At 68.0% G+C, this 11,940-nt stretch carries 10 protein-coding genes; 9 read left to right on the top strand and 1 reads right to left on the bottom strand.

Going from position 1 to position 11,940, the window contains the following annotated elements; genetic code table 11:
- Nucleotides 1–10: 10 nt before the first annotated feature.
- The 5 genes from rlmH (at nt 11) to ACM14_RS07055 (ending at nt 6,189) form a co-directional block, all read left to right on the top strand.
- Nucleotides 11–478 (top strand): 23S rRNA (pseudouridine(1915)-N(3))-methyltransferase RlmH, encoded by a 468-nt coding sequence (gene rlmH, locus ACM14_RS07035; protein ID WP_012205361.1) that lies wholly within the window; start codon nt 11–13, stop codon nt 476–478.
- 127 nt (nt 479–605) lie between these two features.
- Nucleotides 606–1,220, top strand: coding sequence for a nucleoside triphosphate pyrophosphatase (locus tag ACM14_RS07040; protein WP_065345720.1), 615 nt, complete (start codon nt 606–608; stop codon nt 1,218–1,220).
- A gap of 161 nt (nt 1,221–1,381) precedes the next feature.
- On the top strand, nt 1,382–2,869 hold the full coding sequence (rng, locus tag ACM14_RS07045; RefSeq protein WP_013802635.1) for a ribonuclease G: 1,488 nt from the start codon (nt 1,382–1,384) through the stop codon (nt 2,867–2,869).
- Nucleotides 2,870–3,048: 179 nt separating this feature from the next.
- Entirely contained in the window at nt 3,049–4,950 is a 1,902-nt protein-coding gene (locus tag ACM14_RS07050; protein WP_065345721.1) for a LodA/GoxA family CTQ-dependent oxidase, read from the top strand.
- A gap of 9 nt (nt 4,951–4,959) precedes the next feature.
- On the top strand, nt 4,960–6,189 hold the full coding sequence (locus ACM14_RS07055) for an FAD-dependent monooxygenase (RefSeq protein WP_065345733.1): 1,230 nt from the start codon (nt 4,960–4,962) through the stop codon (nt 6,187–6,189).
- Here the strand turns inward: ACM14_RS07055 and ACM14_RS07060 are convergent.
- Nucleotides 6,125–7,117 carry a tripartite tricarboxylate transporter substrate binding protein gene (locus ACM14_RS07060; protein ID WP_065345722.1) on the bottom strand — a complete coding sequence of 331 codons (993 nt, stop codon included), beginning with the start codon at nt 7,115–7,117 and terminating at the stop codon, nt 6,125–6,127. The genes ACM14_RS07055 and ACM14_RS07060 overlap by 65 nt on opposite strands.
- Before the next feature lie 235 nt (nt 7,118–7,352).
- Between ACM14_RS07060 and ACM14_RS07065 the strand changes: the two genes are divergently transcribed.
- The 4 genes from ACM14_RS07065 to ACM14_RS07080 form a co-directional block, all read left to right on the top strand.
- Complete coding sequence (locus tag ACM14_RS07065; RefSeq protein ID WP_013802631.1) at nt 7,353–8,240, top strand: AraC family transcriptional regulator; 888 nt, start codon at nt 7,353–7,355, stop codon at nt 8,238–8,240.
- 172 nt (nt 8,241–8,412) lie between these two features.
- A complete protein-coding gene (locus ACM14_RS07070; protein WP_065345723.1) occupies nt 8,413–10,581 on the top strand; it encodes a TonB-dependent siderophore receptor in 2,169 nt (722 codons plus the stop codon).
- Between the two features lie 30 nt (nt 10,582–10,611).
- The gene (locus ACM14_RS07075) at nt 10,612–11,022 is read left to right on the top strand and encodes a cupin domain-containing protein (RefSeq protein ID WP_013802629.1); all 411 of its coding nucleotides are present in this window, start codon (nt 10,612–10,614) and stop codon (nt 11,020–11,022) included.
- 35 nt (nt 11,023–11,057) lie between these two features.
- The coding region (locus ACM14_RS07080; RefSeq protein WP_254662011.1) for an MFS transporter at nt 11,058–11,940 on the top strand (883 nt) is incomplete at its 3' end.

The following is an 11,940-nucleotide window of genomic DNA, read 5'->3' on the forward strand; positions in this document are numbered from 1 at the left end:
CTGACGCTGCATGAAGCTGTTGATCGTGGCCGTGGGCCAGCATGTGCCCGACTGGGCGCAGACGGCCTACGACGACTATGCCAAGCGCTTTCCCCCGGAGCTCAAGGTGGAGCTCAAGGCCGTCAAGACCGAGCCGCGCGGCTCCAAGACGGTCGAGACCCTGTACGCGGCCGAGCGCAAGCGCATCGAGGCCGCCATTCCGCGTGGCACGCGCATCGTCGTGCTCGATGAGCGCGGCACCAATCTGACGACCAAGGCACTGGCCCAGCGCCTGCAGGGCTGGCAGCTGGAGGGCGACGACGTGGCCCTGATCATCGGCGGCCCGGACGGACTGGACCCCGCCTTCAGGCAGGCTGCGCACGAGCGCATCCGCCTGTCGGACCTGACCCTGCCGCATGCCATGGTGCGGGTGCTGCTCATCGAGCAGCTGTACCGTGCCTGGTCGGTCAACGCCGGCCATCCCTACCACCGGGAATAGGGCCTATCCCGGCTCCCAGCCTCTGCCAGCGGCCCTGTCACGCGGATCCGAGGATCTCGTGATACTATGATTTTGATAGCCTTCAGCGCTTTGCAACAAAGGGCTGAAGGCATTTCTCATTCTTATCATGCCGCCATTCATCTACCTTGCCTCCCAGAGCCCCCGCCGCCGCCAGCTGCTGGAGCAGCTGGGTGTGGCCCATGAGCTTTTGCTGCCCAACGCCGAGGGCGACATTGCCGAAGATGCCGAGGCCATAGAGGCCGAGCTGGCCGATGAGGCAGCGCGCGACTATGTGCAGCGCGTCACCGCGCTCAAGCTCGATGCCGCCATGGCCCGCCATGCGCGCCGCGCTCTGGCTGTGGCGCCCGTGCTGTGCTCGGACACCACGGTGGCGCTGGATGGCCGCATTCTTGGCAAGCCTGCCGATGCCGCCGATGCCCGCCGCATGCTGACCGCGCTTGCGGGCCGCGAGCACGAGGTGCTGACCGCCGTCGCCATACAGCACGGCACGCGGCGCCTGGCTGCGCTGTCGGTGTCCCAGGTCTGCTTCTCGGCCATGAGCGCGCAGCAGATCGACGCGTATGTGGCCTCGGGCGAGCCCATGGGCAAGGCCGGCGCCTATGGCATACAGGGCCGCGCGGCGGCCCATGTGCAGTGGCTGCACGGCAGCTACTCGGGCATCATGGGCCTGCCGCTGTTCGAGACGGCGGCGCTGCTGCGCGAGCTGGGCTGGGCACTGTAGGCCGGCTCCCCGACCTGGGCCCGCAGGGGCGTGCAGGCATGCGCAGACCGCCGATGGCAGCGGATGGCGCGGCAAGATAGTGGCAAGCGGCCACCGGCGCAATGATTGCCGGGCCGCCATGGCCGAGAAATACAAACGACAAAGCACACCACAGGCACAGCATGCAGCAAGACATTCTGATCAATTGGTCGCCACAGGAAACGCGCGTGGCCATCATCGAGAACGGCGCCGTCCAGGAGCTGCACATGGAGCGCCCGCTGGAGCGCGGCCTGGTCGGCAACGTCTATCTGGGCAAGGTCTCGCGCGTGCTGCCGGGCATGCAGTCGGCCTTCATCGACATCGGCCTGGAGCGCGCGGCCTTCCTGCATGTGGCCGATGTCTGGCAGCGGCAGGAAGGGGGCGAGGCCCCCATGTTCGCGCGCAAGGACATGCCTGTCGTGCCCATCGAAAAGCAGGTTTTCGAAGGCCAGACCATCATGGTGCAGGTCATCAAGGACCCGATCGGCACCAAGGGTGCGCGCCTGTCCACGCAGATCAGCATTGCGGGGCGATTGCTGGTGCTGCTGCCCCAGGATGACCATATCGGCATCTCGCAGAAAATCCCGCAGGGCGAGCGCGACGCGCTGCGCGCCCGCCTGCAGGGCCTGGTGGGCACCAAGGAAACCGGCGGGGGCGGCGGCTTCATCCTGCGCACCAATGGCGAGGACTCCAGCGACGCCGAGCTGGCCGACGACATCCGCTACCTGCGCAAGACCTGGAGCCGCATCAAGGACGCCTCGGTGCGCCTGCCGCCCATGTCGCTGCTGCACCAGGACCTGAACCTGCTTCAGCGCGTGCTGCGCGATCTGGTGGGCGAGGGCACGCAGAGCATCCGCATCGACTCCAAGGAGCAGTTCGCCCTGCTCATGACCTTCGGCCAGGAATACATGCCGGCGGCCGTTCCCAAGCTGCAGCACTACCGCGGCGAGCGGCCCATCTTCGACCTGTTCGCCATCGACGAGGAAATCGCCCGCGCGCTGGGCCGCCGCGTGGACCTCAAGTCCGGCGGCTACCTGATCGTGGACCAGACCGAGGCGCTGACCACGGTGGACGTCAACACCGGCGGCTACGTGGGGGCGCGCAATTTCGACGACACCATCTTCAAGACGAACCTGGAAGCGGCCCAGCAGATCGCGCGCCAGCTGCGCCTGCGCAACCTGGGCGGCATCATCATCGTGGACTTCATCGACATGGTGCGCGACGACCACCAGGCCGAGGTGCTGTCCGAATTCAAGCGCCAGCTCGGGCGCGACCGCGTCAAGACCATGGCGGGCGGTTTCTCGCAGTTGGGCCTGGTGGAGATGACGCGCAAGCGCACGCGCGAATCGCTGGCCCACATGCTGTGCGAATCCTGCCCGGTCTGCCAGGGCAAGGGCCATGTGAAGACCGTGCGCAGCGTCTGCTACGAGGTGCTGCGCGAAATCCTGCGCGAGGCGCGCCAGTTCAACCCGCGCGAGTTCCGCATCGTGGCCTCGCCCAAGGTGGTGGAGATGTTCCTGGACGAGGAAAGCCAGCACTTGGCAGGCCTGTCCGACTTCATCAAGAAGCCCATCTCCCTGCAGGCCGAGACAGCCATGGCACAGGAGCAATACGACATCGTGCTGCTGTGAATTGATATTTATCCTGCTAATTCATTATCAATAGCAGTTCATCTATTGGCGAATGAATGGGTTCAATTGAACTCATTCTTGCTTTGCTATGGATTGTTGATTCCCGATAATTAACTTTGTCTCGGCTTTTTTGATACTGTTTGTTGCAATCAGTGCCTCAGCAACTGAAAGGGCGACGAATGGGAATCGACTCCACCATTGTGCGTGCAGCCATACACCCGGGAATTGGTGTGGCGCGTATTGGCAATAGTCCGGATGAGTACTATGTCGGCCCCGAGCTGATGCATGTGCCGCCCATGGCGCCAGGCAGCCTGCGCGATGCGCAGGGCGCGCTCAAGCGGCAGGCTGCGCGCTTTCGCATCTACGGCTACAACGCCGCGGGCGAGGTGGTGCGTGAACTCACGGCCGACCAGGACCAGATCGAATGGGAAGTCGAACTGGCCAATACCAAGGCCGCCTGGTATCAATTCCAATTGGCGCTGGACGTGCCTGAAGCCGCAGCAGCCGATCCCACGATTTTGCGCAATGCCACGGTGAAGGACCGGAAAAGCCTGGCCATTCGACCCGGAGCCCGCTGCATTGCCAAAGGCTCGGCCCCGGTGGCATTCGACAGCGGCAGTTTCTGCGGCAAGCCGGTTTATCTGGGCGAATTGCGCATTGAAAAGACGGGCCAGCTTCTCGTGCTGGGAGGCCGTGGCGTCTCTGCCTCCGTGGATGGCTCCAAGGCCACCACGTTTGCGAACAACGAGGGCTGGCATGACGATGTGGCCGACGGCCCCGTGCGTGCCAAGGTCGTCGTGGCTGGCGTTTCCGTGCCGGTGGATGCGGCATGGGTCACGGTTGCGCCGCCCAACTACGGCCCGCAGATGAAGTCTGTGCGCACCATGAAGGACCTGATGGAGGATGTGTACATCCACTCGGGCATGGCCGCCTTCCCGCTGCACGTCTCCTTCAGCCGGCACATCCTGCCCATACTCCAGCGCCAGAGCAGCCTGCAGTGGGCGAACAAGGGCTTTGCATCCCAGTTCGGCTGGGGCGGGGCGGCCAGTGCAGATGACGAGGCATGGATCGCCAGGCTCAACAGCCCGGGCACGACCTGGGCCGAGCTGCGCCAGCAGGTGGCCAATGCCTTCCGCCGTTTTGACCGTGATGGCGCATCCCCCCAGCCCTGGCCCTGGCTGTATGGCGACGCCATGGCCGTGCCGCCCGCCGACACGCCGCGCCAGCATGCGGCACTGACCCCCACGCAGCTGAGAATGCTGGACCTGTGGGCCGGCGGCCATTTCCTGTCCGACTGGAAACCCGGCCAGCAGTACCCTGCCCAGCTCGCCGACGTGCCGCTGCAGGAGCAGCCGGCCATGCTCGACCATGCCGCCATGGACGACTGCCTGGCCGACGCCTTCCACCCGGGCTGCGAGATCACCTGGCCCATGCGGCACGCCAGCATGTACCGGGCGCCGTTCCGCATCCGCGAGGCGACAGTGAACCCGCCCGAGCTGCAGCTCTACGGCTCCCGGCTCACGCCTGCGGTGGCCCTGTCCGAGAGCGGGCCGCTGTATGCGCAGGTGGCCGGCGACCTCACGCGCTGGATGGCGGTCCCCTGGCAGACCGACACCGCCAGCTGCCGCAGCGGCTATTACGCCGGCTATGGCCCACGCTACGACCCCTACCTGCCCACGTTCTGGCCAGCCCGCGTGCCCAACCAGGTGCTGACGCAGGAGGCCTATGAAAGAGTCATCGACACCGAACTGCCGCGCGAGCAGCGTGTCGCTGCCTTCAACCGCCGCGAGTCGTGGTTCCGCACACTGGGTGAGGAAGGCTATGAGAGCGAGATCAACCGCATGATCAGCCACTTCGGTGACATGGGCGTCATCGAGAGTCGGCCCGGAGTGCGGGGCGACAAGGACTTCCCGCCGGTGATGCAGGTGGAAAACCGCATCGCCCCGGCGCCGTTGCACATGCTCAAGACTGCGGTGCAACCGGACGGGCAGGAGGCGCCTCCCCGCATCGAGCCCTTCGATGCAGACAACGAGCAGCAGTTGCGCGCCATGACGCAGCGCGGCCCGGTGCTGCCGCGCTGAGTGCCGGGCATGCCGTCGCACGCCATGGCCGCCGCGCCGCTGCCGGATGAACTGGATGTGCTCGTCGTGGGCGCAGGGCCGGCGGGCGCGGCCGTTGCCGCGCAACTGGCAGGGCACTGCCGCGTGGCGCTGGTAGGACGCGCCGTGCAGGCTGGGCGGGCCATTGGCGAAACCCTGCCCGCTGCGGCCCGGGTGATTCTGTCCGACCTGGGCGTGTGGGATGCGTTCGCGGCACAGGGCCACCGTCCTGCCTGGTCGCGGCGGTCATTGTGGGGAAGCTCCGAGGTTATCTTTCAGGACGCACTGTTCGACCCGCATGGCGCGGGCTGGCACCTGGACCGAAAGCGCTTCGACGCCATGCTGCTGGAGGCTGCGCGCAGCCGTGGCGTGCCCTGCCTGGTGCCCGCCACGCTGCGCAGCATGCAGCGCCAGCCACCGGGCGCACCCATGCGCTGGCGCTGCCTGATCGATAGGGCGCAGGGCGACCCGGCGCACGGCCCGTTGGAGCTGTCCTGCCGCATCGTGGTCGATGCCACGGGCCGCGCGGCCCGCGTGGCCCGGCAGGCGGGCGCCCAGGTCCACCGTGGTGGCCGCCTGGTCTGCTTTCACGCCTGGGTGGAGCCGCCATCGCATGAGCATGCAGGCACCACCATGATCGAGTCGGACGCCGAAGGCTGGTGGTACAGCGCCGACCTGCCCGATGGCAGTTGCGTGATTGCCTGGCAGACCGACATCGATCTGCCTGAAGCCCGGCGCCTGCGCAGCACGGCCGATCTGTTGGAAATGGCGCATCACACGGCCCTGGTGGGCGCGCGCAGCAGGGGCAGCCGGCTGCTGGAGCCGCTGCGCGTGGCCGCCGCCCACGAACAATGGCTTGATGCAGCCAGCGGGCCGGACTGGCTGGCCGTGGGCGATGCAGGCCTGTCCTTCGATCCCCTGGCATCGCAGGGCCTGCTCAACAGCCTGGTCACGGGCAGCGAGGCCGCCCAGGCCGTGCGCCGCAGCCTGGCGGGCGATGCCGATGCGCTGCCGTCCTGGAGTGCGTGGATCGGCACGATACGCGCCGCGTACCGCACCCACCACCAGCACTACTACGCGCTGGAGCAGCGCTGGGCGGCCGAGCCGTTCTGGACCCGCCGCCAGCGGGCGCCGGAGGCGGGGACCGGAGCCGACGTTATTGCCGTTCCAGCTTCGCCGTCTGCACGATCGCATTCCAGCGCTGGTACTCGGCCCGCGTGAATTCGCGGAAGGCCTTGGAGTCCAGCAGGCGCACTTCGCCGCCCAGTGCCGTCACCTTGGACTTGAAGTCGGCATGGCCCGCCACCTTGAGCGTGGCCTCTTCCAGGCGCTTGACGATGGCGGCCGGCGTGCCCTTGGGTGCCAGCACGCCGTTCCAGGTGCCGGTCACGAAGGTGGGGTAGCCGCTTTCCTTCATGGTCGGCACATCGGGCAGGGCGGGCAGGCGCTGCTCGGAGGTCACGGCCAGGGCCTTGAGCTTGCCCGACTGCACGAAGGGCAGGGCGGGCGTCACGTTCTCGAAGATGAAATCGATCTGGCCGCCCAGCAGGTCGGTCAGGGCCGGCGCGCTGCCCTTGTAGGGCACATGCACCATGTCCAGCTGGGTGGCGCTCTTGAACAGCTCGCCCGACAGGTGGACCGTGGAGCCGCTGCCCGGCGAGCCATAGCTCATGCCGGTCTTTTGCGCGGCGGCGCGTGCCACCAGGTCCTTCACCGTCCTGGCGGGCGTGCGCGTCTCGTTGACGACCAGCACATTGGGAATGGTGGTCACCAGGGCCACGTACTCGAAATCGCCCAGGCTCTTCTCGCTCAGGTTCTTGTACAGGCTCTGGTTGATGGCCTGGGTGCCGGCCGTGCCGAACAGCAGCGTGTAGCCATCATTGGCCGCCGAAGCCACGCGGCTGGCACCGATGGAGCCGTTGGCGCCGGAGATGTTTTCCACGATCACGGGCTGGCCCAGCGATTCGGACAGGCCCTGCGCCACCATGCGCGCCAGCACATCGGTATTGCCGCCAGGGGCGAAGGGCACGACCAGCTTGACGGGCCGGGTGGGATAGGCATCCGCCCAGGCCTGGGGCAGGGGCAGCAGCGTGGCGCCGAGCAGCGCGGCAGCGCGCAGGAATTGCTTGCGTGAAAGGGTGCGGGGCATGGGGGATGTCTCCTTGTCGGTGTTTTTGGTGGCGCAGCGGCTGGGGCCGGCGGCGGATTTTTCAGGCGGGCCAATGCTGGGTGGTGGCTGTCTTGACGTCAATCAATGTTTTGGCAGGACGTCATGCGGCGGGCGAATGACCTGTTCGGCCTTGCTATGCAAATGAGAATGGATTGCATTAACATGCGCCCCTCATGATCCCTGCCACCACGGCGCAAGCTGCCCGGACCCGCCCATGAAAAAGGACCGCACCCTTCCTGCTTCTTCCCCCGGCGGCGCCGTTCAAATGCCCACGCCCATGCTCAGCCTGTCGGCAGGCCGGCTGCGCTTTGACCGCACGCAGTGGTTCAGCGAGAGCGAGCAGGCCGGGGTCAAGCTCGTGCTGGTGCTGTCCGGCAGCATCAGCTACCAGCTGGAACGCTCGGCGCCCGTGCGGCTGTGCGGTCCCTCCGTACACCTGCGCCTGCGCGATGCACCCCATGACGTGCTGCATGGGATGGAGCAGGGCTCGGATCTGGAGTACGTGTCGGCCAGCCTGCCCATGTCGGGCCTGGCGTCCAGCCTGGGCCTGACGCCGCAGGGGCTGGCCGATGCGATGGAGGCAGGCGCTCCTGGAGATTCCGGTGCATCCGGCGCCTGCGGCTCGCTCATCCGCGATGCCCAGGCCAGTGCCGCCCAGCGCGCGGTGGCGCAGCAGATCCTGCACTGTCCGCTGCAGGGCGCGGCGCGCCAGCTCTATCTGGCGGGCAAGGGGCTGGAGCTGCTGGCCCTGTGCATGCCCCGGCCCGGGGAAGAAGACCTGTCCGGGCGCGGACGCCAGCAACTGGAGCGTGCGGCGCAGCTGCTGCGCGAGCGCCTGGATGATCCACCGGGCCTGCGCGCTCTGGCGCGTGAGGTGGGGCTTAACGTGAACAAGCTCACCCAGGGCTTTCGCCAGTGCTTTGGCTGCACGGTGGCCGAATGGCTGCAGGCCCAGCGCATGGCGCGCGCCTACGAGCTGCTGGCCTCTGCGCGGATGGATGTGGCCCAGGCGGCCGCGCTCAGCGGCTACAGCCCCTCGCATTTCAGCAAGGTCTTCCAGCGCCACCATGGCGTGCTGCCCAGCGCCTTGCGGCGCGGATAGTCTCCATCCCAGGACAGACTCCGCTGCCGCTTTGCAACGCTGCAATCGTGCCGTGATTTTGCCGTGATCGTGCCGGGATCGCGGCAGGCCGTGACGCAATCGCGCATGGACGCTGCCCACGTCTTTCAGAATTTGGATGAGATTGGTTCTCATTTGAAATTCGGGAGGAGTGATGGATTCATCGTCAATGAAAGCGGCGCGGCCCCTGGTGTTGCGCCCCTTGCCACTGGCCCTGTGCCTGGCCTTTGCCACGGGCGGATCGGCCCGGCTGCATGCCGAGACGCAGGCGGTTGATGCAGGCAGCGCGCCTGAAACAGCCGCACTGCCAGGGATCACGGTCCGCGCCAGCGCAGTCACCGGCACGGGCGTGGACAAGCTGGGCCAGAGCCTGCAGGAAATCGCCCAGTCGGTCACGGTGATCGGGCAGGAGCGCATGCGCGAACAAAACCTCTACAGCCTGGACGACGTGATGCAGAACGCCCCCGGTGTCACCGTGCAGCCCTTCCAGCTGCTGACCACGGGCTACTACCAGCGCGGCTTCAAGATCGATTCGTTCCAGCAGGACGGCGTGCCCATTCTCATGGGCAACACGGCCAGCCCGCGCATGGACATGGCCATGTACGAGCGCGTGGAGATCGTGCGCGGCGCCGCAGGCCTGCTGCATGGCACGGGCAACCCTGCCGCCACGGTCAACCTCGTGCCCAAGCGGCCCACGCGGGAGTTTGCCGGCAGCGCGGGGCTGACCCTGGGCAGCTGGGGCCGGCGTCGCGCCGAGGCCGATGTCGGCGGCCCGCTCAATGCCTCGGGCAGCCTGCGTGCCCGCGTGGTGGCCACGCAGGAGGAGCGTGACTTCTTCTACGACGTGGCTGGCGAGCGCACCGGCAATCTCTACGCCATTGCCGAGCTGGACCTGGCGCCCGGCGCCACGGTGCACGCCGGGGTGCACCATCAGCGCATACGCTCCACCACCAACATGGCGGGCGTGCCTTTCTATGCAGACGGCCGCGATGTGGGCCTGCCGCGCAGCACCTATCTGGACGCGGCCTGGGACCGCTTCGACTGGAACACCACGCGCAGCTTTGCCGGCGTCGAGCATGTCTGGAGCAACGGGTGGCAGGCCAGGCTCAACCTCAATCACCTCTCCGGCGATTCCGAGCTGCTCTATGCCGGGGCCAACGGCGCTGTCAATCCCGCCACGGGCCTGGGCGGGCGCCTCACGGGTGCGGCCTACCGCTTCGACGACAGCCAGACCAGTGTGGATGCCTTTGCCAGCGGCCCGGTGCAGCTGTGGGGCCGCACGCACGAGCTGCTGGCCGGCTTCAACCGCCAGCGCACGCGCAGCACGCAATGGGCCGCCTCCATCCTCAATCTGCCGCAAAGCCCGGTCGATGTCTGGAACTGGAATCCGCACGGCGTGCCGCTGCCCCTGGTCGGCAGCTACGCCACGCGCGGCCCCACCGAGACGCGGCAAAGCGGCCTGTACGGCATGGCGCGGCTGCAGCTGGCCGACCCCTTGAAGCTGGTGCTGGGCGGGCGCTTCACGCGCTGGGAGCAAGAGACGGGCGGCGCAGGCGGAGCCGCCAGCCGCGTGCGCACGCGCATGGGCACGCAGTTCACCCCCTATGCAGGCCTGGTGTACGCACTCGGCCCGCAGTGGAACGCCTATGCCAGCCATGCGCGCATCCTCCAGCCGCAGAGCAGCTACACCTATGCCGGTGAACTGCTGGACCCGGTACAGGGCAACAACCTGGAGGCCGGCATCAAGGGCGCACTGCTGGGCGGCCACCTGAACCTGGGCCTGGCGCTGTTCGAGATCCGGCAGAAGAACCGTGCCCAGGCCGATCCGGCCCATCCCTGCGTGGGCAATGCCTGCTGGTACATCGCCACCGGCGAGGTGCGCAGCCGAGGGCTGGAGGCCGAGATCGAAGGCCAGCCCCACCGCGACTTGCGCCTGAGCGCCTCCTACACCTGGAACCGCACGCAGTACCTGCAGGACGCGCAGAACCAGGGCCTGCCCTTCGCCAGCTTCACGCCGCGCCACATCCTGCGCCTGTGGGCCAGCTACCAGGTGCCGGTGGCAGAGCGCCGCTTCAGCATCGGCCTGGGCCTGCGCGCGCAAAGCGACTTCTACAACCAGGCGCAGGGCGTGACGCTGCGGCAGGGCGGCTACGCGCTGGCCAGCCTGCGCCTGGGCTGGCGCATCAACCGCCAACTCACGGCGGCCCTGCAGGTGGACAACCTGACGGACCGCCGCTACTACCAGAGCCTGTCCGGCACGGGCTGGAACAACCGCTATGGCGAGCCGCGCAGCGCCACGCTCAGCCTGCGCGCCGAGTTCTGAGAACCCGCTTCACCATCGATGGAACACACCATGGACAAGAACGCCCATTCCCTCATCGCCCGGCCGCTGGCGCAGGCCAGCCACCTCATCGGCCTGTGCGCCCCTTCGCAGGTGCGCGTGCTGGGCCCGCACGAAAAGCTGGACCCGGCCAGCGACTGGATCATTGGCATCAAGCCTTTCAGCGACGGTGCCTCGCTGCATGACGGGCACTGGGAGCGCCATCCCGTCGGCGACGAAGTGCTGTGCCTGCTGGACGGCGAAGTGCGTGTGCTGCTGCGCCCGCAGCGGCGCGGGGAGGAGGCTCCGGTTCTGGAACTCTCGGCAGGCCAGATGCTGGTGGTGCCGCGCGGCTGCTGGCACCGGCTGGAAGCGGTGCAGCCGGGCCGCCTGATGTTCATCACGCCCGCGCGTGGCAGCGAGCACGAGAAGGTGCAGCCATGAGCCCGCCCCTGCACGATGCGGACAGCGCCCCTGCGATGTCGCAGCCGGACCTGCACACCTGGCTGATGGTCGCCGGCCTGTACCTGACCCAGGGCATGCCCCTGGGCCTGGCCATGGACGCCGTGCCCACACTGCTGCGCAGCGAGGGCGCCCAGCTGGGGGCGTTGGCCTTCCTGCCCCTGGTGGGCCTGCCCTGGGTGCTGAAATTCCTGTGGGCCACACGCGTGGACAACCGGTGGTCGGCCCGCCTGGGGCGCCGTCGCAGCTGGATCCTGCCCATGCAGGCCCTGGTGCTGCTGTGCCTGGCGGCATCGGCTGCGCTGGGCATCACGCTGCAGACGGCGCCGGCCATCGTGGCGCTGGCGGCCCTGGGTTCCCTGGCCAGTGCCACGCAGGACATCGCCACGGATGGGCTGGTGGCCGAGCATTTCAGGGGCCGTGGTCTGGCTGGCGCCAATGCGCTGCAGGTGGGCGGCACCATGGTGGGCTTCTTTGTGGGCGGGGCCGGCAGCATGGTGCTGGCGGGCTTGCTGGGACAGCGTCTGGCGCTGGCGGCCCTGTGCCTGCCCGTGGCCTTCAGCCTGCTGCTGGTGGCGCTGTGGCGTGAGCCGGCTGCGCTGCAGGGCCTGCGCAGCCGGCCGGGCGTTCGCCGGTCGCCAGCCCGTCTCAAGGCCTTTGTGCAGCGCTCCGGCGCCTGGCCGCTGGTGGCGGCAGCCGTGCTGTCGTCCATCACGGCCGTCAGCGGCTTTGGCCTGGCCAAGCTGTTTCTCGTGGATGCAGGCTGGCCGGTCGAGGCCGTGGGGCGCGTGGGCATGGCGGGCGGTGCGGTGACCGTGCTGCTGGGCTGTGGCGGGGGCGCCTGGCTGGTGGCACGGCTGGGCGCCAGGCCGGCGCTGGCCTGCGGGCTGGCGGCCTGCC

The organism is Delftia sp. JD2 (assembly GCF_001682645.1).
Lineage (GTDB): Bacteria > Pseudomonadota > Gammaproteobacteria > Burkholderiales > Burkholderiaceae_C > Comamonas > Comamonas acidovorans.

Coding starts and splice junctions, on each gene's coding strand:
- rlmH (WP_012205361.1), top strand. CDS start 11: ATGAAGCTGTTGATCGTGGCCGTGGGCCAGCATGTGCCCGACTGGGCG.
- ACM14_RS07040 (WP_065345720.1), top strand. CDS start 606: ATGCCGCCATTCATCTACCTTGCCTCCCAGAGCCCCCGCCGCCGCCAG.
- rng (WP_013802635.1), top strand. CDS start 1,382: ATGCAGCAAGACATTCTGATCAATTGGTCGCCACAGGAAACGCGCGTG.
- ACM14_RS07050 (WP_065345721.1), top strand. CDS start 3,049: ATGGGAATCGACTCCACCATTGTGCGTGCAGCCATACACCCGGGAATT.
- ACM14_RS07055 (WP_065345733.1), top strand. CDS start 4,960: ATGCCGTCGCACGCCATGGCCGCCGCGCCGCTGCCGGATGAACTGGAT.
- ACM14_RS07060 (WP_065345722.1), bottom strand. CDS start 7,117: ATGCCCCGCACCCTTTCACGCAAGCAATTCCTGCGCGCTGCCGCGCTG.
- ACM14_RS07065 (WP_013802631.1), top strand. CDS start 7,353: ATGAAAAAGGACCGCACCCTTCCTGCTTCTTCCCCCGGCGGCGCCGTT.
- ACM14_RS07070 (WP_065345723.1), top strand. CDS start 8,413: ATGGATTCATCGTCAATGAAAGCGGCGCGGCCCCTGGTGTTGCGCCCC.
- ACM14_RS07075 (WP_013802629.1), top strand. CDS start 10,612: ATGGACAAGAACGCCCATTCCCTCATCGCCCGGCCGCTGGCGCAGGCC.